We start from the raw sequence: 21,787 nt of genomic DNA on the forward strand, positions 1-21,787 counted from the left end.
TTCCTGTAGAGTGTCCATGGTGGCCGTTGCCTTTCTCTCGAATCGGTTACCTTCGCAACGATCGATTCTAGGCAATGGCCGCTTCTCCTTCAAAGCGGCCCGTGACACCAACTTTCGGCACGCGATCAGGGTCTCTCCCGCAAACGGTAGAAAACCGCAATTTTTTATCCCAAATTCAGATTGTGCCATATATATCCGCCATCTTCGAGCCTAATCGTTGCGCCTGGAAGGCAAAACTCGGGCACAACTGTGTCAGGACGAGTGCGAAATTTACGCACTTTACCGGAATGCTCGCTTGGGGCTTGCGGATGACCTCGCACAAGCCCGAGCGAGCGCAATTTATTCGAACATGAGCTGGTCGAACGTATAGAAGCCCGGCTTCTTTGACACCAGCTTCTTTGCAGCCGCATGGGCACCGGTTGCAAAGATGCGGCGACTAGTCGTGCGATGGGAGAGCGTGACCTCTTCGTCTTGGCCGAAGAAGTGCACGTCGTGCACGCCTGCGACCGTGCCCCCGCGCAGCGCATGCATGCCGATCTGCTTCGCGGGGCGTACGCCTGTAAAGCCCTCGCGCCCATGGGCAACCTCGCATGCGCCGTCGGGATCGACGGCCTTAAGCAGCAGGTTCGCCGTTCCGCTGGGAGCATCCACCTTTTGGTTATGATGCGTCTCCACGATCTCAATATCCCAGCCTTCAAGCGCCTGGGCGGCCTCGGCGGCAAGCCGCTTGAGCACGGCAACGCCCAGCGAATAATTGGCTGCGTGAATGACCGGCGCCAAATCGCCCAGGGAGCGCAAGCGGGCCATTTCATCATCGTCGTAGCCGGTGGTGCCGCTGACCAGCGCCGCATGCGTGCGCTTCACATAGGCTTCCACCAGATCGAACATTGATTTGTGCGAGAAGTCGATAGCCACAGCAACAGCAGGGGCCGCTTCCAGCAAATCCTCGCGGTTGCCTGAGCCGATAACGCCCGCAAGCTCCATATCGGGATCAGCCTCGACCAGCTCGCGAACGATGGTTCCCATTCGACCGTCGCCGATAACCAGTACGTTAATCATTGCAGTCCTTTTCCTTATCTTCCTAGAGCGAGGCCGACGGCCTCTGTGAATGCCGACGAACCCGAAGCAGACCGTCGACATCGAATCGAACGAAAATCCGGGCGAGCTAGATAATCAAACCCAGCTCGCGCATGGCCTCGGCCACCTGAGCGCGGCCCGCATCAGAAATGGATCCCAGCGGCTGACGATACACGGCCTCGCCGAAGCCCATCATCTCAAGCGCCGCCTTCACGGGAATGGGGTTGACCTCGCAGAACAGCGAGTTGATGAACTTCAGGCACTTGAGCTGCGTGTACAGCGCGCGGTCGGTGTCGCCGTCGATGAAAGCCTGGCACATCTCGTGCACCTCGGCCGGCATCACGTTGGCCCACACGCTGATCACGCCGCGCGCGCCCAGCGCCATCATGGGCACCACGATGTCGTCGTTGCCCGAGAACATCACGAAGTCGTCCGACAGGTAGCGTGCGATCTTGGTGGCGTACGAAATGTTGCCCGACGCCTCCTTGATGCCGAACGCGTTAGGATGCACCGACAGACGCTTCACGTTGTTTTCACTGATGGAGCAGCCGGTACGGCCGGGCACGTTGTACAGAATGCACGGGATGTCCACCGCATCCAGCACCGTCTTGAAGTGCTGATAGATGCCCTCTTCGTTGCTCTTGTTGTAATACGGCGTGATCAGCAGCAGGCCGTCGGCGCCCAGGCGCTGGAAGCTCAGCGACTTCTCCAGCATGGTCTCGGTGGAGTTGGAGCCGCTGCCCGCAATCACCGGCACGCGCCCCGCCACACGCTGAACGGCGAACTCGCACACCGCATCGTCCTCTTCGTGCGACATGGTGGACGACTCGCCCGTGGTGCCCAGCACCAAAATGGCGTCGGTGCCGTTTTCCAGCTGGAAATCGATCAGGCGGCCCAGCGCGTCAAAATCAACGCTGCCGTCCTTCGCGAACGGCGTCACCAACGCAACGATGGAACCCTGCAAATCCCTCAAGCTCTTTCCCATGACAATCTCCTTCGGGTTGACGCTCACGCGCTATCTTCTCTTTCGTTTGTCATCTCGCGCCTGCTGCGGAACTAGCGCTCGCAGCGCTCTGTGCATTATGGCGCCCCCGGATGACAGCCGGGTTAACGGCGCCTCGCGGTCGGATTAACGGCTCCGCATGACCCTCCCGATGGGGCATGCCGTCAAGCACGGGCCCTCCGCCGCACGCCGACGAAAACCTTGCCGCTCGGGCCAACGTCTGCCTCTCGGACCAACGACCCGCCTATTAGGGGCAACGTCCATCCTGTTCAGGCCAACATCCCGCCCGCGCGGCCGCTACTTTCGCTTGACCAGCTGCTCGTATTCGGGGAAGCAATCCAGGGTGGCAAAGTAATCCGCCGGGGTCTCGGCGCGTCGGATGAGCTGGGCGCTTCCGTCCTCGCGCAGCAATACCTCGGCGCTGCGTAGCTTGCCGTTGTAGTTGTAGCCCATAGAGTGCCCATGCGCGCCCGTGTCGTGGATGACCAGCAGGTCGCCTCGGTCGATGCGCGGCAGCGCGCGGTCGATGGCGAACTTGTCGTTGTTTTCGCACAGGCCGCCCACCACATCGTAGATATGGTCGCAGGGCCAATCCTCCTTGCCCGCCACCGTGATGTGGTGGTAGGCGCCGTAGATGGCCGGGCGCATCAGATTGGCCGCGCATGCATCCACGCCGATGTATTCCTTATAGATATGCTTCTCGTGAATGGCGCGCGTGATCAGGCAGCCATAGGGGCCCATCATGAAGCGGCCGAGCTCGGTATAGATGGCAACATCGCCCATACCGGCGGGCACCAGCACCTCCTCGTACACGCGGCGCACGCCCTCGCCTATCACGCGAATGTCGTTGGGTTCTTGGTCGGGCGAGTACGGAATGCCCACGCCGCCCGAAAGATTGATGAACGCAATGTGCGCGCCCGTCTCCTCTTGCAGGCGAACGGCCAGATTGAACAGCACCTTCGCAAGCTCGGGGTAGTAATCGTTGGTCACGGTATTGCTGCACAGGAAAGCATGTATACCGAAGTTCTTGGCGCCCTTTGACTTGAGAATGCGAAACGCCTCGAACAGCTGCTCGGTGGTCATGCCGTATTTGGCATCGCCTGGATTGTCCATGATGCCGTTGCTGATTTCGAACAGCCCGCCGGGGTTGTAGCGACAGCTGATGGTATCGGGAATGTGCCCGATGGTCTGTTCGAGGAAATCGATGTGCGTGATGTCGTCCAGGTTGATGATGGCACCCAGCTCATCGGCCAACGCATAATCGGCAGCCGGAGTCTCGTTGGACGAGAACATCAGATCGTGGCCGTGAGCGCCGCATGCATCGGCCAGCATGAGCTCCACGCCGGTGGCGCAGTCGCAGCCGCACCCGTACTCGCGCAGAATGTTGATGAGGAACGGGTTAGGCGTTGCCTTGACGGCGAAATACTCGCGGAAGCCAGGATTCCACGAAAACGCATCGCGCATGGCCTCCACGTTGCGGCGGATACCTGCCTCGTCATAGAGGTGAAACGGCGTAGGGAACTGTGCCGCAATAGCCTCCAGCTGCTCTTTTGTGGCGAAGGGCTTCTTTTGCATGGTGCTTTCAATCTCGCTTTCTTGTTGTCGGGCGCTGCGGAGAGAGCGCGGTGCAACGCGCGCTGTGCGTCATTTTTGACGGTGAAATTCACGGAAATGCCGATTTCCACCGTCAAAACGACGTCTTTCGTTTGCATTGCTGCCGCAAACGAAAAACGCCAGCAAGGCGGCTGCCCTGCTGGCGAACGTTACGCACGACCCGCCGCAGACGAGCCTTCAGCAAGATAGCGCACCTGCAGCCTCCCCGCAGACAGTCCTGCAGGTGTTTCCCGCAGGCCCACCCGGAACGCCGCGCCCGGCGCCCGAATTCGGCGAGCTTGCCTCCCCGCGGAATCGCAGCCTGCCGGCTCCTCCGCAGCTCATCGCACTCGCGCCTCTATCGTGCGTTTGAAGGTACCGCTTTAGCGCGCTGTAGTCAACAGTTACGCGGCAGGATGCATGAAAAAGGGCTCATTTGCAGCTTGATGCATAGCACAAGCTCGTTGGCGGCGAGAAAAGCCTCGAAATCCAGCCCTGCCTGATGGCCTATCCCGATCCATAGATTTATGCGTACGTATTAATTCCTTCTTGCATTGCCTTGATTTATGCGTACGCATAAATTACCATACAAATTACTTATATTTATGCGTACGCATTAAACAAGGGACTACACATGATTCGTTTTAATAGCGCAGAAGAACTCGGCTCGATTATTCGCGCCGAACGAAAAAGACGCGGATACACCCAAAGCATGCTCGCCGACTTCAGCGGCGTGGGGCTTACATTTGTGTCCCAGCTTGAACGCGGAAAACCCACCGCCGAGTTGGAAAAAACGCTACGCGTGACGCAAACCCTCGGCATCAATCTATTCGCAGAAAGCAGGCTGGACAATGAATGACAGCTCTTTTCTCCACATATTCCGCCTTGAGCTCCATTCGCCAACCCATATCGGTACCATAAGCCGTGATGAGCGCATCTTTGTTTATGCGCAATCATATCTCGAGCAAAACGCCCGATTTCCCTTGTCGGTTTCGCTTCCCATCGGCCAAGCCCCGTTTCCCGAAACTCAATTCAGGCCGTATTTCGAGGGTCTTCTGCCTGAAGCCACGGCAAGAACAGCACTTGCAGGCAGCCTTGGCATCCGAGAAGAAGACTATTTGAGCCTTCTTGAGGCATGCGGGAAAGACTGCATAGGTGACCTGATTGTTGTCGGGTCCGACTCCCGCGATAACGCCGACTCCTTGAAAAAGACAATAGAAGAAGAGAAGGAGGGCTACGCGCCGCTTTCCAATGACGATATGCGCCATATTCTTTCGTCCCTCCCTGCAATGGCGCGCCAAAACGCGACATCGAGCCTATCGCTTGCCGGAGCCCAAGGAAAAGTCGGGCTTTCTCATTTGCCCAATTGTCCCATCGATCGAAACTGGCTCCGCCCGCTGGGGTTTTCGGCATCGAGCCACATACTCAAGCGATGTAGTCTCGAAGGCCTGGCCGAGCTTGAATATATATGTATGAGCGCCGCGCGAACATGCGGAATCCCCACTGCAACGACGGCGCTTTTGACCCTTGGCGGCCCAATTGTATGCAGCGAGCGCTTTGACCGACACATGAGCTTCGAGCGCGGCACTCTCACTATAAAGCGGCTTCATCAGGAGGATTTCGCGCAGGCATTTGGAGTGAATCCCGCATCCAAATACACGGAGCTTCCCGGCGGCACGGTGCATTCCATCGCACGCTTCCTGCGCAACGAATCCGCCACGCCCCTTGAAGACATATCCCGATTTGTCGCCATGCTCTGCTACTGCTATCTCATCGGCAATTGCGACAACCATTTGAAAAACGTTTCGATATCGCACGGTGCAGGCAAGACAGGATTCCGGTTGGCTCCTTTTTATGACCTTGTAAGCACGACATATTACGCCCGGTTTTCCACCGAGATGGGAATGGCGCTTGGCGGGGAGCGAAAAATCGAACGCATTGAGCCGGAACATTTCTTAGGGCTCGCCGACGATCTCGAACTCAAGCCGAACGCGCTCAAGCGCATCTGCAGAACCATTGCGAACGGCCTGATTCCCGCAATCCGCACCGCGGCAAACGAGGTCGCTGATAGATTCCCGGCTGCGCCCTATATAGCAGATGGCCTTGAAGAAGACTGCTCCCCGCGAATCGACGTCGTAAGCCGATTCTGCCTCTGACACGTGTTACGCGGCGCGATGTCACCGCGCCCAACATCGCCGTGTCACGCCATCACGGCATCATGACCAGCGCTTTGTAGGCATCGAGCCCCTGCAGCAGGATGCTTTCGTCGAAGTCAAAGACGTCGCTATGCAGCGGGATGCCGGTGCCCGTTCCCAGCAGCAGGAACACACCGGGAAGATGGCGCTGGTAGAAGGCGAAGTCCTCCGCTATGAGCAAAGGATCAGGCAGCTCGACGGGCGCAAGGGCGGGTGCCGGGGTGGACAGGACGGTCGTCTCGTCACGCACGAAGTGAGGGGCGCCCACGATGTCTACGCTCGGCTGCGGGGCATTAAGCGCGACTGCCTGGCGCTTGCCGGCCTCGTCCGCTTGGCAATCGGCAGCCTCCCGCCCCGTTGCCGGACGGTCGGTATTCGCCGTTTGTCCCGCCACCTTGCCCTGCGCCGTAGCCTGCCCGCACGCCCCGGCGTTGCGGCGCGCATCGGCGGCCGCCAGGGCCTTCGCGGCCATCTCGTACAAGGCGGGGTCGTTCACGACAGGCGGATACCCGTCGGCGAAATACACGTTGCACGCGCAGCCCGTTTCCTCTGCCCGCTTCTTTGCAAGCTCCGGCAGCTCGCGCCGGCACCGCTCGCCCATCTCAACCGAGAAGGTGCGCAGGCTGCCCTCCACCACCGCACGGCCCGCGATGGCGTTGCGCACCGTGCCCGCCTCCATGTGGCCGAACTTCAGCAGGCACGGTTCCTCTTTCTCTCGCTGCGCCATGTAATCGTACGCATCCAGATAAAAACGCGCGCACGCCTCAAGCGCGTCGGCGCCATCCGCCGCCTTTGCGATATGGGTCGATTTTCCATAGAACATCGCGGTGGTTTCATTGGCGGCGGCGAGCAGCGCGCCGGGACGGCTGGCAATTTGACCGGCAGGCAAATCGGGCCAAAGGTGGAAGCCAAAGATGCGATCTACGTTATAGCGCTCGAACACGCCCGACTTGCATATATCATTGGCGCCGCCCGTGGTCTCCTCGGCAGGCTGAAACACCAAGAGCACACTACGCGGCAAATCGTCGAAGTAGGCAGCAAGCCACTGCGCCAGCGCCAGCACCATAGACATGTGACCGTCGTGCCCGCAGGCGTGCATGCGCCCCTTATGCTGCGAGGCGTAAGGCATCATGGTCATCTCGGTTACGGGAAGCGCGTCCATGTCGGAGCGAATGGCAGTTGCATGCTGGGAGCCGCGGTCGAAGAACGCGCACACTGCGCTCTTGCAGGGCGAGAACACCGTGCACGCACCCTCGCCGTGCGACTCCGCAACCAAATCGCGCGCCTTGTTGAGCTGCTCGGTTACGTAGGCAATGGTTTCGGGCAGGTTGAAATCCAGCTCGGGAATGCGATGCAGATGGCGTCGGAACATGGTGAGCGCCTTGCGTTCGGCGGCGCGAGTGGGATCCTCGGCGGGAGCATATCGGGGTATCTGCCGCGCCGCGGTTGCCCGGTCGGCGGGGGCCTTGTGGGCGGTTACACCCGTGGCGTCCGTGGCGGTCTCGCTCGTGGTGACTGCGTCCGTGGCTGTCTCGCCCGCGGTGACTATGTCCGTGTCGGTTACGCTCGTGATAACCATGCCCGTGGAGGTTATGTCCGTGGCGGTCTCGCCCGCGCAAGCGGCCGAACCGTCGTGATCGCTGTAGAGTTGCTGGCTGGTTTGCTGGGTCACGTCTATCCTCATCCTTTTGCGTATATGGGGCAACGCATTCGCGCTCGCGCTTCTTCTGCCGCACGATTCTAGCGCAACTAGAGAGCAAACGCTTCCAGATAAAATCCATTGACGGCACCCCGCGCTACGAGCGCTACGCCAACGATTTCGCTTGGCTCGTGGGCGCCAAGGCCGCTCTCAAAACTACCAACATCACCGACCCGCGCCCCATGCTTGAACGGAGCGAGGAAAAAGGCAGGTTCAAGCTGTACCAATCGGATGTGAGCATGCTCATGGCCCGCTACCGCTCAAACGTTGCTCTGGCGGCACTTGCCGGCGAGAAGCGGGTTAATTTTGGCGCGGTGTACGAGAATGCGGTTGCCCAAGAGCTTGCCGCTGCCAACGTGCCGCTTCATTACTTCCATTCCAGCCGTGTGGGCGAAGTGGACTTCATCGCCGAAACCGATGCGGGCGACGTCGTGCCCGTTGAGGTGAAATCGGGCAAGGATTACAAACGACACGTGGCGCTGAACAATCTGATGAAGAACAGGGAGTATGCCATCGAGTACGCGTATGTACTGTCCGAGGGTAATGTGTCCGCCGAAGAACGCGAAGGCGGCACGGTGCATTACCTTCCCCTTTACATGCTTCCCGCTATTGCACGCGATTTTCACGGAAGCAATCTTAAAGGCGAGGTGTTCGCGCCACCCACGTGGTGACACAACGCAGAAGCGCCCCGGAATTACCGGGGCGCTTCATGCGAATTGCTATTGAGGCAAAGCACTAGCCGATGATGGCGGCCAGCTCCTCGCGCGAGGCGAAAGGCTTCGCGGTGCCGGTGGCAACCTCGACCACCTCGCCCTCCCAGGTTTCCTGAGACTCAGGCTGACCCTCGGCGGACTGGGCAGAAGCTCCACCCTGAGCCCCCGTCTGCGAGCCGGCCTCAGCGGGCTTGAACTTATCGGTGCGCACCACCCACTTGTACTCGATGGGGTTGTTCGCATCCTTCAGATCGGGCTCGTTGGCCTTGGAGAAGCCGTACTCCAGGTTGGCGAGCGCGCCTGCGATGGAGGCGGTGGCGGTGGCGCCGGGGGCCACGGAACGCAGCCCCGTCTCGCTGTTGTAGAACTGGCCATCGGCCACGAACATGGTGCGAATCTGGTGCTGGCGCTTCTGCTCGGTTTTCACCACTGCAATCACGCCAATCACGATGACCGCCCACCAGACGACGCTCACAATGAGGTCCAGCGGCTGGTCGACCTGGTTGAAGCCCAGCCAGTACCATAGCCAAAGCAGGAAGGCGGAAACGGCTGCCAGGACAACGGTAAGAACGACGTTGATCTTCTTCATCCTAATCCTCCTCCCTTACGCTGCGGCGTTTTGGTTGGGGTTCTGCTCGTCATCGACGCCCAGAACCTGGTTCTCGTAAACATGCAGGTCGCTCGTGTAGCGGCTGCGGCGGATGCCCACGCCTGCGAAGTAGATGACCGAGAGCACGAGTCCCAGGATCATCACCCAGTGCACCCAGCAGTTCTCATGCTGGTCAGCGCCGTTCGCCAGAGGCGTTGCATCGTCGGCGATGGACTCGGTGGTGCCGCGGTCGCCGGAAGCCATAGGGATGGTGTCGTCGGCGATGGCCTCTTCGGCGGTCGCATCGTCTTCGGTGCCTTCGTCGGCGCCCTCATCCGTGCCGGTGGGCGTGGTGGGGGTATCCGTGCCCGGGGTGGGCGTTCCGGGCGTGTCGCCGCCGCCCGGGTTGTCGGGCGTCGGATCAGGCGTGGGGTCGGGGTCGGCCGGCGCGGGATTCACGGTCAGGATACCGGGGTTCGAAATCACACGGTAGTTGCCGCGCTCGGTGTTAACCCAATCGGTAATCGCGAACGCATTGGTGCTCTGGCCCACTTCGGTGCGCGAACCATACACATCCACAACCACATCGTCATCGCCCTGCAGTCCCTGAACCACATAGCGGTCAGCGGTGAGGGGCGTGCCGTCGTAGGTCTTGCTCGCGCTAGGCGTAGTAATAACAAGCTCCACCTGGCGAATCTCGTAGGTCTTCTCAACCTTGCCGCGATAGTCGCCTATGCCCTCAATGGTCACCGTAACGGTACCGGCGTTCACTACGTCCTCGGAGTACGTGACGGTGTAGTCAACGTCCTTCGTAAGAACGACGCCCTGAGAGTTGGTCACCGTGGGCTCCCAAGCCTGAGCCTCGCCATTGTAGTCCACATCCTGAGGATCATCGACCGTGGCGCCCGTGTAGAACGGCTGATCCGGGTTGTCGGGATCGGGGTCACCGGGGTTCGGATCGTCCGGATCCGGATTCTCAGGATCGGGGTCAGTCGGGTCGATGGACTGCGGGAACACCTGCAGCGTGCCGGGCGCAACCGTAACGCTGTAGTTGTCGGCCTGTGCGGTGTACTCGTTTCCCTCGCCCGCGAACACAACCGTGGCGTCGTTCTCGCTCACGCCAACAGCAGTCTGGCCGCTATCGCCAAAGTCCACGCCGTAGGTCTCGCCATCGACGAAGGAGCCAGAGGTGACCTCGTAGGTCTCGTTGGTGAGCTCGGTACCGTCAAACACCTTGGCTGCGTCGTTGGTGGTGATGGTCACCGGACGGGCGGTTACCTGAATGGTAGCGCTCACAACGGCGGAGTCCTTGTAGTTGGGATTCGTCGCCTTCACGTAGATGGTCAGGGTTCCAACGTTAGTGATGCTGGGCTTCTCGGTGGACCAAGTCTCACCATCCTTAGAGAACCACAGCGTGGAGCCGTCCTTGGAGGCCGTGGCCTCGATGGAGATGGGCTGACCGTCGTAGGTCTTGGTAAAGCCTTCGGCGGTAGCGTCGTGACTAATCGTCACCTCGTTACCATCGGCAGCGGTAATGGTGAAGTTACCCTTGTCCACCGTGTAGGTGTAGTTGGGGTTCAGGCCCTCAACCGTGGCATCGAGCGCGTCGGCGTACACGTCAACGTTCTCGTCGGTGCCTTCGCCCGGGCGAACGACAGTGATGTCGCCTAAAGTGTCGACCACGCCGGGCTCATTCTCCACATTGCTGTAGAGCGGTTTATCGGTGCCCGTGAGCACCACGGAGTAACCGTTGTAGCCCTCAGGATCCTTCTCGCCGTAGACCCCTTAGAGGAATCGTTGACCAGGATGGTCGCCGCGGACGGAGCAATCTTGAAGGACTTAGTAACCTCGCCCTTGTAGTTGCCCATACCAGTAATGGTGACGGTGGCCAACTCTTCGCCCGTAGTGGCGTTGACGTTGTTGTCATACTCGATGGTGTAGTCCTTGCCCAGAGTAAGCGCGTTGCCGTCCTTGTCGGTCACGCGAATCTCAGGCGTCTGATAGCCGCCGTCGTACACCTGGTCCTCAGGGTCAGAAATCTTGATGCCGTTGTAAGACGGATCAGGATTATCCGGGTCCTCGCCGGGGTCGATGGTCTGGTGCGTAATGGTGCCGTTGACCGCGACGGAGAGCAGCTTGTAGTTATCCGCGTCGTCACCCGTCAAGTCAGCCAGACCGATGAGACCGTCCTCGTTCTCAGTAACGAGCGAGAGGTTCTCATGCTTGTCAGCCTGAGCGTAAGAGACATCGCCCTTGGAGATGGCGGTAACGAAGAGATCGTCGCCATCGACCACGCCGCTATCGATATTGCCCTCTTCGCCAGCAAGCGTGAGTTCAACATCCTCAAGCAGGTCGTCAGTGCCGTCATACACCTTGCTCACAGAACCAGATGCAGTCACCGGGCGCGGGGAGATGGTCACCGCAGCGGTGCCAGACCAAATCTCAACACCGTCGCGATAAACCTTAACGGTCACCTCGTCGGTGCTATCGGCCACGTTGGTGAAGGAGTTCTCAACTTCTTCATTGTTGACCAGATAACGAATCTCGTCGGTATCAAGTGTGCCTTCGACAGTCACGCCATGAGGATCGCCGTCATAGACGTCGTTGTAGCCCTTAACGGACAGGTTATCAGTTATCGCGCTGTAGGAGCCGGTCACCTCGACGTCCTCGGCGGGCATGGTCCCGGGCAGGCCGGACCACTCGCTCCAGACGTAGCCCTGCTTGCTCATGTCGTCGCCGATGAGCTCGAGGTCGGCGCCGAAGCGCACGTCCTCGACGGTCTTGTAGTTGTCGTTGGCGAAGAACTCGCCGGTGATCTTGTAGACCACGTCGTAGACGTTGCGGTCGTAGTAGATGTTCACCACGGTGGAGCCGTCGGCGGCGATCTCAGCCTGCTCGAAGGCCTTGGCGGTGAAGCCGGTGACGTCCTTGGCGGCCGCGGCGGTCTGCTGGCCGGTGGTGCCGGTCAGGCTCTCGTCGGGGTAGGACTCGGTGTTCTGGCTGTAGTCGTCGTCCTCGACGTTCTGGAACCAGTGCTTGACCGTGTAGGCGGTGTCGGTGGCGGCGCTGTAGGAGCCGGTCACCTCGACGTCCTCGGCGGGCATGGTCCCGGGCAGGCCGGACCACTCGCTCCAGACGTAGCCCTGCTTGCTCATGTCGTCGCCGATGAGCTCGAGGTCGGCGCCGAAGCGCACGTCCTCGACGGTCTTGTAGTTGTCGTTGGCGAAGAACTCGCCGGTGATCTTGTAGACCACGTCGTAGACGTTGCGGTCGTAGTAGATGTTCACCACGGTGGAGCCGTCGGCGGCGATCTCAGCCTGCTCGAAGGCCTTGGCGGTGAAGCCGGTGACGTCCTTGGCGGCCGCGGCGGTCTGCTGGCCGGTGGTGCCGGTCAGGCTCTCGTCGGGGTAGGACTCGGTGTTCTGGCTGTAGTCGTCGTCCTCGACGTTCTGGAACCAGTGCTTGACCGTGTAGGCGGTGTCGTCCCGCGGTGCGAACTTTGCAGTAAAAGTTGTATTGACGTATGTGCCATCCTCGGCCTTATTCAATGCCGCAATTGCCTCAGCCGTCGTCAGCGTAGCATCCTCAGAAGCGAGGGTTTCGCCGTTATACCAACCCGCAAATTCATATCCCGTATTCGGGGTTGCCGCGCTCGCCTGAATACCGTCTGCGGTTGCTTTGCCAATCTCTATAGTTCCCGGATTGGAAATGGACCCGTTGGACTCAGCTTCATAAGTGACTTTAACTTTATTCTCAACCCACTGAGCCTTGAAAGTTAGGGTGTCATCGCCTAGGCCATCCTCGTTATAAGGATAGCTAAGCGATGCGCCATCGTCGGTCAGCCAATACTGGTCGCTTCCGTCCTGCTTCAGCCAGCCAGCAAAAGTGTAGCCCGGACGCCGCGGATCGGATTCTGGCTTGGTTACGGTGTCCCGATAGTAGAAGTAGCCCTCATGGAGATAGTAGTTGTCGTTATCCTCAATCTCCATGACACCGGAGTCTTCGTTCCACGTGGCCTTCTTGCCAACAATTAGGTTGTCGGGGGCATTTTCCCATGTAGCCTGAGTGGAACCCTCGGTGTCGTTCAGGTCAAATTGAACGCGAGAACCACTTATGAACTTGGCGTAGTAGGTCGTTCCGTTGACCCAGCCGCCATCGGGACGGTTAGGCACATAGGTGGCATCCGTGGATACCGGCTCGCCTTCGCACTTCTCATCGTCGTACCAGCCGACAAACTTTGCTCCGTCGTTGGCTGTCGCGGTCGAGCCCTTAGCCACTCCGGTATCGGGATTCAGTCCCTCAGAATCGCGTGAAACCATGCCGTTTCCAACCGCTTCATATTTAATTGTTACATTATTCTTGAGCTCCCACTTTGCATACAGAGTGGTGTCTTCATTTAGCGTGATTTCACCGCCGGGATAATAGTCCTGCCCGGAACCATCGCTCTCGGTATTCCAGCATACGAACACATATCCGGACTTGACCATCTCCTGCCATTCCCCATAGTACCCATAGGCACCAGGTTGAGACACTGTAGCGGTCTCGCCCTTGTCATACTGCGCGCCACGCGGAACCAAACCTGTGGTATAGCCATTGCCGCTATAGTCCAGATTCACCTTAGAAATATCACGGCAAACACCGTCGATATGCCAAGTGCTGTCATTTCCCTGATACTTGATGACATACCATTCAATATACTGAGTTTCGGGATTCCAGAAACTATTGCCGCTCTGCTCGTTAATCCGCTCAACTTCAGAATAGAAATACTCGGTCAGCGCCCCTTCGACAGCACCCGCACCAACCGTAGTGTGAGCAGGCGTAAAGTAATCTAAGACGTTATCTACGTACCGACCGCTCACTAAGTACTCGTAATGGTCATTATTTAGCGATGGCTCAGACGGAATTACACCATCGTAACGAACCGCGATCGAAATCTTGCCGTCCTGCGTGCCCTCCACCTGCGCCCAAACAGCGTAAAGGGTATCGCTTTCGGATACTTCAAACGCATCCCCCAAAGCATACACGGGAGGCTTTTCGGCATCTACGCCCGTCTCATTGTTTACCGTATTTGAGTCACGCTCGGTTGACCAGCCGAGAAGCTCATATCCGTTTCGATAGATTCCGCTTCCATCAGGCAGGTTGATGATGTCGCCCGTCTTCGCACTGATGCTATCAGGTGTAGTCCCGTTACCACCGTTGAGACTGAATTGGATAGTAACCTGCTGCTGCCAGACAGCGTAGAGCGTCATGCTCTCGGTGAAGTTCTCAATCTTGTCACCAGGCTGATATTCCGCGGTTGTCGCGTCGGGATCCGTGGACCATCCTGCAAAAGTGTAATCACCGTAGCGCGAAGGTTCATTATCGGGGATTATGACTTCATCCCCCTTGTTAACGGTCTGATTCGAGGGCATGTTTTCAACATAACCATAGTCGATATTGTCATCGAACCTAAGCGTCGCACGAGTGCTATCAGCTACCTGGAAGTAGAAGGTAGCATAGACAGTATTGTTCCGGCTATAGCGGACCTGATAGGTATCACCGGGTTGAGCGTCCTCGTTGAGGGTGAAGGTTGCTTCCGCGTCCCAGCTGTAGCCAAATGCGGAACCACCATTGCTGATGCCTTCCAATGTTGCACCAGCAACTGCGGTGATATCCCGCTCGTTTCTACTTTGGGTCCAACTATAATCCGACGATTTTTTCATCCACCAGGTGGCATCCCGCTCATAACCTGTCGTGAGAGGATAGCTTTCACCGGGCTCGAGAATAATCGGGTCGTCAGCCGAATCTCCTGCCGCCAGCAGCGAAATGCCGTTGCTCACGGCATCCATGGCATCCGTCACTTCATTGGTGACTTCCTCGGACGTGGTGGACTCTTCGGCAGCGTCCTCGCCTTCGGTGGCCTCTTCGCCCTCGGTGGCTTCGTCGGTGGATGCGGCATCGTCGGTACCTTCTTCGGTACCCTCGGTGCCTTCCGCAGACTCATCCTTCGACTCATCCGTCGACTCGTTGGCCTGGTCTTCTTCCACGGCCTTGGTTTCGACTTTGATCGTTAGCCCATTAGCAACATCGGACGCCGCCACCGTGTAGGTGTCCTGGGCGCCTTCCTTTTTCGTCAGTTCAATTGCCTGGCCGTTGTTTTCGGCCTTCACCTTGTCGAGCTCATAGCCGGTATCGGCAACGGCCTTGAACTCGAGTTTCTTGTTGGCATCAGCGGTGAGGTTGGTAGCGTCAGACGCAACGGTTTTGCTGTCAACCACCAGCGTGGCATGTGCCAGCTTGAGCTGCACCTGCACCTGCTCAGTCTGATCGGCCGCCTGGCCGGCGTTGTCCTGCTCGGTGGACGCGCCGGAGCTATCGCCGTCGTCGGCCGGAGCCTTTTCCTGACCGCTCTCAGAAGAAGCCTCATTGGTGGCCTCTACGTCCGAGCCCGACGCCTGGCTTGCGCTGTCATCCACCGTTGCAGACTCATCGGTCTGCTCGGTGGCCGACTGGTCAGCAGTCGGCTGTTGCGCAGCGTCGTCGGACACCTGCTCGGTTTGAGCAGGCGCCTCTTCGGTCGCCCTGTCTTCAATTGTCTCCTGGTAAGGAGTGGTGGAATTTCCCTCCTCGCCCGTGGCGAATGCGGCCACGTTTATGAGCGACGTGGCCAGGAGGACGGATACGAACACCGCAAGGGCTTTGCCGACGAACGTATCCTTAAGTTCGATTAGCCTCATCATGCCGATACACCTCTACTAGCTTGCATCTGACTTTGCCGTACAGCTTTGGGCTAACGTGCTTATTACGTTGTCGGACGTGCCTATGAATTCGTGAGTCGCGGGGTTCTACATCTTGAGATATTCATTTTTCAACGCCGACGCGCCTGCGCGAGCCGACATATGTGTATAGTTTAGCACTCTTTAAGACGCCATTAAGCAAAGTTTCTGAAGGAAACCGCTTATTTGTGAGATGGGCGGCGGGCGGCGCTTACTGGTGGGCTTTGTTTTTTTGTGGATGCTGGTTGGTTGCCACCCGTTTTGGGCGGCCTCACTTGCGCGCTATTTGCCCTCCGCTTGCTTCTTATTTGCTTTCTGGGGCAATTGCATCTGTTTCTAATTTGCTCGCCACTTGCTTTTCACTTGCTCGCTATTTGCTTTCCGCCTGTCTAGAGGGAAAAGCACATCGGCCGCAAACTCGGCCTGGCGGACGTCTTTTGCCTGCCGCTTACCCCGCCCCATCGACGCCCTTGCATATCATCGACGACCTTGCATTTATGTAATGCGCACCGTATGCGGCACGCACCGACTGCCCACGCCAGCGCGCAGCGCCATGCGAGCAGAACGACAAGCCCAAAGCGCCACCAAAAACGAGACAGACCGCCGCGGGCAGTGGCGGCGTCGTCGAGTTCGGCGGCGAGCTTCCCGCTCGACACGACCGTCCTCGACGCGACGAGTTTCTTTCTCGAAGCGACTCGTGGCGCTCGGTGCCGATGACGACCAGACCGCCCGCGGCAAGCACCTTCTCATGTTCCTCAGCACGACTACCCCTCGACGCGACGGGCTCCTCCTCGGCACGACTACCCTTCGACGTGGCAGGCTCCTCCTCGACACCACTGCCCCTCAACGAGGAGGGCTTCTGGTTCGGCGCGGTTGGCTTGTGCCACCCCGACGAACTAGCCTCCGTTTTTTGGACAACATTTCAACTTAGCCGGGCGTTACGCCGCGGAACAATCCCGAAATCCAATGGTTAGCTCCCGCTCGTAAACAACCCCGTGCAGTTTCACCCGCTAAAAGACGAGGCTAACTCTTCTATCATCAATTTTTCCTCCCATCCCCCCGGCTAACCTGTAATTTTGTCCAAAATTTCGAGGCTCATCCGTTTTGGGAAACGCAGGCACCGCATGCAACGTGAGCGCCTCAGCAAGATGAGCGCCAACGGAAGCAGAGCCATATTGAACATGACGAGGCGCAGCGATCCATGACAAGCTGCGGCAGTGGCAATCCGTGGCGAGCTGCGATGGCAGCGGCGGCCCATGGCGAATCGCAGCAGGCCGCAGCAAAGCGTCAGAAACAGCCAATCAAAAGGGCATGCCCAGCACGAGCGCCTCGCAGCGGTGGTATACTGATATAGCTGACATTGTGTCAGAGCGTTATGCATCTGATGCGCAAATGCGAGCAACGTTGCCCGAGGAAACGCCCCCCTGCGGGGTCATCCACGTGCAGGGAGCGAGCCCACAACGGTCTCGCGGGCTTTCGGGCGAAAGCGAGGTCGCCCGCACACAGGGACTGTCGCGTGCCGCGGGTTCGCATGAAAGCCACCGCGCCGCAGCGTCCGCGCGAAGGGCACCGCTGCTTGCCGCAGATGCGCATACGGGCCACCACGAGGGAACGCCCGCGCGGGACACCGCCATTCACGCTCCGCACGCAATCGTCGCCAGCAATGCCGTTTTCACCCATCGACTATCAGAAGAGAGCGAGGAGAACTCATGGCAGCCAAGGTCTATTTCACCCGCGAGATTACCCCCGAAAAGGTGGTCGAGATCTATCGCAAGCTGGGCATTCAGCTTCCGGGCAAAGTGGCCGTGAAGGTCCATTCCGGAGAGAAAGGCAATCAGAACTTCCTGCATCCCGAATTCTGGAAGCCCATGGTTGAGGAAGTTCACGGCACCATCGTCGAATGCAACACCGCGTACGGCGACGCATCCGGCGGCGTGCGCGACAACACCGAGTCGCACCTGAAGCTCATCGAAGAGCACGGCTGGAACAAGTACTTCGACGTGGACATCATGGACGCCGAAGGCCCCGACCTGGTGTGGCCCATCGATGGCGGCAAGCAGCTGCACGAGAACCTGGTGGGCAAAAACATCGTGAATTACGATTCCATGCTGGTGTTGGCCCACTTCAAGGGTCATCCCATGGGCGGTTACGGCGGTGCGATCAAGCAGCTCTCTATCGGATGCGCAAGCCGCGCGGGCAAGGCGCTCATCCATTCCGCCGGCGCTTCCGACGATCGCTACGAATGCTGGGAGAAGCACGCGAGCAAGGATGCATTCCCCGATGCCATGGCCGAGGCAGCAATGACGGTGCATCAGCATTTCGCGGGCAACATCGCCTATATCAACGTGATGAAGAACCTCTCGGTTGACTGCGACTGCGTCGGATTTGGCAACGCCGAAGACCCCTGCATGGCTGACGTGGGAATTTTGGCGTCGCTCGACCCGGTTGCCATCGACCAGGCGTGCATCGATTTGGTGATGGGGTCCGACGATCCCGGCCGCGCGCACTTTATGGAACGCGTCATGAGCCGCAATGGCACGCGCGCTATCGCCACCGCCGCCGCGCTGGGGTATGGCACGCGCGATTACGAGCTGATCGAGTTTTAAGGCGACGAATTCCACAATTCATCCGCCCGAATGTGAGACAACATGTGAAAGGGGCCGGAGGCATATCTCGCATTCGGCCCCTGTTTTATGCGAACGCAGCCAACATGCCCCATCCGCATCCGCGCTTGGCAAATCTACCGTCCTCCGCTCGTCTTCGCAGTCGCCGCCTCTACGGCATTCAAATCGTATTCGCTGACCTCCCACTGCGCCAAACTCGTATCAAGTAGCCCATCGGCTCCGATTCGTAAGTCTTCCGACGCTTTCACGTATTTGAAAGGCACGATGAGCGTAACGAAGCATTTGCTGCCGTTGATTACCCATTCATCTCCGTCCAAGACGGCGCGCGTGGTGTAGGCTTCGGCTCCGCCGTTTTTCTCCACGAACTCACGAACCATCTCGCGCACAAGTTCGCGCTGCTCGTTCATGTAAAACTCCATCGTCTGCCTCCTTTTTCGCGGGAATATACCTTTCTGCTTGGAGTAGAGTTGCGACCGACAAGCTTGCCCAAGCAGTTGTTGCGCCACGAAGGATGATTGCCACATCGCGACGCTGGTGCCAAACTGTAGGCAGATTGCTAGCTAGCCTCTGTCCAAAAGATATTCCGTATATACAAAGGCTTTCAACGAACGGATGAGTTTGCAGGTGAACTATTCGGATGGAAAACCATTGGTAAGCAAGGCAAAGAAATGATGCAATCCGCATAAATTACCAGGTTAGATGAATACTTTTTTGAACTTCATCGGCGTTTCGCCCCTGAGAAGCCCGGTGGTCTATTCGCACGCAATATTAAGCGTTACCATGAGCGGCAGGGGAATGGCGGCGCAGGGAGCATAAAAACAGGGACGGGGCGCAACAACTCAAGACCTCAACATTTCGTATTTTCGGGCAAAATCGCTCAAAAACATTTTGTGTTTTCGGGCATACGGCTATTTGAACTGGGAGGTTACATGTTTAAGCGCAAAGCATACAACAGCCTCGTCGAATGGAAACGAGTCTCAAACGGAAGCACCGCCGCCCTTGTAGAAGGTGCACGCCGCATAGGAAAAAGTACCGTAGCCGAAGCGTTTGCCCAGGCAGAGTATACCGACTACCTGCTTCTCGATTTCTCAAAAGAAAGCGCTGACGTGCGCCGCAATTTCCAAGAGAACATTGGCAACCTCGATGCTTTTTTTCGCAACCTTTTCCTGCTTAAAGGCAAAAGCCTAAAACCCAAAGAATCCGTCATCATCTTCGATGAGGTCCAACTGTTCCCTCTTGCTAGGCAAGCCATAAAAGAACTGGTCAAAGATGGTCGTTACCACTATATTGAAACCGGCTCTCTTATCTCTATCAAGCAAAACACCAAAGACATTCTGATTCCTTCCGAGGAATATCGAATAAAAATGTACCCCATGGACTTCGAGGAGTTTCTCTGGGCGAAAGACAACGCCGTAACCGCAGATGCGATTCGAGAAGCATTTGACCGCAAGCGTGCGTTGGGAGACGGCATCCACCGCACCATCATGAAGTCTTTTAGGGAATACATGGCGATAGGAGGCATGCCGCAAGCGGTTGCCGCATTTGTCAACGGCGCTACATTTGAGCAGATAGATTTCACTAAACGCGCTATCCTCTCACTGTATGAAGAAGATCTGCACAAGTACGGCAGCGAGCAGAATGGCAGAGTATCGGCTATGTTCAACATGGTTTCCCAGCAACTGGGAAACCCCAACATGCACTTCAAATTTGCTGCTATTGACAAAAACGCCCGATACGACCGCCTGGTAAACTCCCTTGAATTCCTAAAGGAATCCATGACGGTGAATGTATGCGAAAACGTCACTTCACCAGAGGTTTTCATGAACCTCTACGTTCAGAAGGAAAACTTCAAAATGTTCATGGCCGACACAGGGTTGCTGGTAACACAGGCCATGGGCAACCAAGGGACGGCGCAAGAATCGCTTTATAAAGCCCTTATTTTCGACAAACTGGGCACTAACCTTGGCATGGTCATGGAAAACATGGTGGCACAAATGCTCACAGCAAACGGGCACGTGCTTCATTTTCATGAATTTGAGCATGCCGCAAAAAGCGGAGACGGCATCCTTAAGCAACCCAAAAAGTACGAAATAGATTTCATACTTGTGCGGGGGAAGCATGTATGCCCTATAGAGGTCAAGTCTTCCTCTTACAGAACACACAGATCACTGGATGCATTTTTTGAAAAATACAACGCCAAGGCAAGCGAACGCTACGTGCTTTACACAAAAGACCTGCAACGTGAGGGCGAGGTAGTGTATTTACCCCTCTATATGGCCATGTGCCTGTAACGCCCCAGCGGCGGTTGGGTTTGCTGGGCGAAGCGCCAAATCCAACCGCTGTGCGTCGCCTGCGGGCGGGCTATATGCCCTCGGCTTCGAAGCGCTTGGATAGGGCTTCTTGGTGTACGGCGAATTGCAGGGCGGTTTCTTTTTCCACTCGTCCTGCACTCACCAGGGAAAACAGGCTTTGATCCATGGTGCGCATGCCCGCCGCGCCCCCTGCTGCAATCACGCTGTCTATTTGGTGCGTCTTTTCCTCGCGAATCAGATTGCGAATCGCGTGGTTGGCGCGCATGATCTCGAACGCGGGCACCACCGAGCCATCCACCGTAGGCACAAGCTGCTGGCTTACCACCGCCTGCAGCGACATGGAAAGCTGAATGCGAATCTGGCGCTGTTGGCTGGGCGGGAACGCGTCCACAATACGATCAACCGTGCTCGCCGCACCCGTAGTGTGCAGCGTCGAGAAAATGAGCTGTGCCGTTTCGGCCGCGGTGACCGCTGTGGCAATGGTGTCAGCGTCACGCATCTCTCCAAGCAGAATCACGTCGGGACTTTCGCGCATAGCGCTGCGCAGAGCCTCGGAATACGTAGCAACATCGGTGGGTACCTCGCGCTGCGTCACGATGCAACTACCGTGTCGATGCACGTACTCGATCGGGTCCTCCATGGTGATGATGTGCCCCTGGCGTGCGTGGTTGAGGCGGTCGATGATGCATGCCAACGTGGTGGACTTGCCCGACCCCGCCGGCCCCGTGACCAGCACCAACCCTTTCTGGAAGTCGGCGCACGACAGAACTTCCTCCGTGATTCCAAACGCCACGGGATCGGGCAGGCCGAAGGGAATCACACGAATGACCGTGGCAAGCGAGCCGCGCTGGCGGAACACGTTGGCGCGAAAACGGCCGATGCCGGGCAGCGCGAACGAGAAGTCGTCATCGTGGTTCACGTTGGAGGTGAAAACGCCGATGTCGCGGCCGGAGGCGTCATACACCGCGCGCACGAACCGCTCGGTGTCGGCGGGCATGAGCGGCGCCTCGCCGGCGCGCACCTGACGGCCGTCGACACGATACGTGAACGGAAGACCGGGCACCACGAATACGTCGGATGCCTTGGCATCTACCATCTGCTTCAGGATGTCCTTGAGTTCCATGGGTACTTTCTCCTTATCGGTCGGGCGGGTATGGGTTACGGACGCGGGGTGAACGTGGTCGGGATGGGGAATCCGAGCGGCGTCTGGCGGGCGGTGGCTGGCCG

The 21,787-nt window shown here is 58.0% G+C and carries 15 protein-coding genes and 1 riboswitch; of the genes, 5 read left to right on the forward strand and 10 right to left on the reverse strand.

All coding sequences use genetic code 11. The annotated features are described in order from the left end of the window. Positions 1 to 339 precede the first annotated feature (339 nt). The 3 genes from dapB to DMP06_RS07840 form a co-directional block, all read right to left on the reverse strand. On the reverse strand, positions 340 to 1,059 hold the full coding sequence (gene dapB / locus DMP06_RS07830; protein ID WP_123209189.1) for a 4-hydroxy-tetrahydrodipicolinate reductase: 720 nt from the start codon (positions 1,057 to 1,059) through the stop codon (positions 340 to 342). Between the two features lie 106 nt (positions 1,060 to 1,165). After that, positions 1,166 to 2,089 (reverse strand): 4-hydroxy-tetrahydrodipicolinate synthase, encoded by a 924-nt coding sequence (gene dapA, locus DMP06_RS07835; protein ID WP_245962432.1) that lies wholly within the window; start codon positions 2,087 to 2,089, stop codon positions 1,166 to 1,168. 288 nt (positions 2,090 to 2,377) lie between these two features. Next, positions 2,378 to 3,655 (reverse strand): diaminopimelate decarboxylase, encoded by a 1,278-nt coding sequence (locus DMP06_RS07840; protein ID WP_123209190.1) that lies wholly within the window; start codon positions 3,653 to 3,655, stop codon positions 2,378 to 2,380. A 217-nt stretch (positions 3,656 to 3,872) separates the two neighbouring features. Beyond that, positions 3,873 to 4,042, reverse strand: a riboswitch (Lysine riboswitch). Between the two features lie 265 nt (positions 4,043 to 4,307). Between DMP06_RS07840 and DMP06_RS07845 the strand changes: the two genes are divergently transcribed. Both DMP06_RS07845 and DMP06_RS07850 read left to right on the forward strand, forming a co-directional pair. After that, the gene (locus DMP06_RS07845; RefSeq protein WP_123209191.1) at positions 4,308 to 4,532 is read left to right on the forward strand and encodes a helix-turn-helix transcriptional regulator; all 225 of its coding nucleotides are present in this window, start codon (positions 4,308 to 4,310) and stop codon (positions 4,530 to 4,532) included. Next, complete coding sequence (locus tag DMP06_RS07850) at positions 4,525 to 5,829, forward strand: HipA domain-containing protein (RefSeq protein ID WP_123209192.1); 1,305 nt, start codon at positions 4,525 to 4,527, stop codon at positions 5,827 to 5,829. Before DMP06_RS07845 ends, DMP06_RS07850 begins: the two co-directional genes overlap by 8 nt. Positions 5,830 to 5,881: 52 nt before the next feature. Here DMP06_RS07850 and DMP06_RS07855 read toward each other — a convergent pair whose 3' ends face one another. After that, on the reverse strand, positions 5,882 to 7,540 hold the full coding sequence (locus DMP06_RS07855) for an amidohydrolase (protein ID WP_123209193.1): 1,659 nt from the start codon (positions 7,538 to 7,540) through the stop codon (positions 5,882 to 5,884). A gap of 65 nt (positions 7,541 to 7,605) precedes the next feature. Between DMP06_RS07855 and DMP06_RS07860 the strand changes: the two genes are divergently transcribed. Beyond that, on the forward strand, positions 7,606 to 8,238 hold the full coding sequence (locus DMP06_RS07860; protein ID WP_380783531.1) for a DUF4143 domain-containing protein: 633 nt from the start codon (positions 7,606 to 7,608) through the stop codon (positions 8,236 to 8,238). A 64-nt stretch (positions 8,239 to 8,302) separates the two neighbouring features. Here DMP06_RS07860 and DMP06_RS07865 read toward each other — a convergent pair whose 3' ends face one another. The 4 genes from DMP06_RS07865 to DMP06_RS11840 form a co-directional block, all read right to left on the reverse strand. Continuing rightward, complete coding sequence (locus DMP06_RS07865) at positions 8,303 to 8,869, reverse strand: hypothetical protein (RefSeq protein WP_123209195.1); 567 nt, start codon at positions 8,867 to 8,869, stop codon at positions 8,303 to 8,305. A 15-nt stretch (positions 8,870 to 8,884) separates the two neighbouring features. Then, a complete protein-coding gene (locus DMP06_RS07870; RefSeq protein WP_123209196.1) occupies positions 8,885 to 10,609 on the reverse strand; it encodes a hypothetical protein in 1,725 nt (574 codons plus the stop codon). Beyond that, positions 10,537 to 15,588, reverse strand: a complete 5,052-nt coding sequence (locus DMP06_RS07875) for an InlB B-repeat-containing protein (RefSeq protein ID WP_123209197.1) — start codon at positions 15,586 to 15,588, stop codon at positions 10,537 to 10,539. The genes DMP06_RS07870 and DMP06_RS07875 overlap by 73 nt, the downstream gene beginning before the upstream one ends. 484 nt (positions 15,589 to 16,072) lie before the next feature. Next, complete coding sequence (locus DMP06_RS11840; protein ID WP_338056810.1) at positions 16,073 to 16,471, reverse strand: preprotein translocase subunit SecA; 399 nt, start codon at positions 16,469 to 16,471, stop codon at positions 16,073 to 16,075. Between the two features lie 862 nt (positions 16,472 to 17,333). Between DMP06_RS11840 and DMP06_RS07880 the strand changes: the two genes are divergently transcribed. Next, positions 17,334 to 18,230, forward strand: a complete 897-nt coding sequence (locus tag DMP06_RS07880; protein WP_123209198.1) for a DUF362 domain-containing protein — start codon at positions 17,334 to 17,336, stop codon at positions 18,228 to 18,230. A 134-nt stretch (positions 18,231 to 18,364) separates the two neighbouring features. Here DMP06_RS07880 and DMP06_RS11485 read toward each other — a convergent pair whose 3' ends face one another. Then, on the reverse strand, positions 18,365 to 18,667 hold the full coding sequence (locus tag DMP06_RS11485) for a hypothetical protein (protein WP_123209199.1): 303 nt from the start codon (positions 18,665 to 18,667) through the stop codon (positions 18,365 to 18,367). Between the two features lie 510 nt (positions 18,668 to 19,177). Between DMP06_RS11485 and DMP06_RS07890 the strand changes: the two genes are divergently transcribed. Continuing rightward, the gene (locus tag DMP06_RS07890) at positions 19,178 to 20,539 is read left to right on the forward strand and encodes an ATP-binding protein (RefSeq protein WP_123209200.1); all 1,362 of its coding nucleotides are present in this window, start codon (positions 19,178 to 19,180) and stop codon (positions 20,537 to 20,539) included. A 70-nt stretch (positions 20,540 to 20,609) separates the two neighbouring features. On the opposite strand, the gene DMP06_RS07895 is transcribed toward DMP06_RS07890, so the two are convergent. After that, positions 20,610 to 21,683, reverse strand: coding sequence for a type IV pilus twitching motility protein PilT (locus DMP06_RS07895; RefSeq protein ID WP_123209201.1), 1,074 nt, complete (start codon positions 21,681 to 21,683; stop codon positions 20,610 to 20,612). Between the last annotated feature and the right edge of the window lie 104 nt (positions 21,684 to 21,787).

The organism is Slackia equolifaciens (genome assembly GCF_003725995.1).
Taxonomy (GTDB): Bacteria; Actinomycetota; Coriobacteriia; order Coriobacteriales; family Eggerthellaceae; genus Slackia; species Slackia equolifaciens.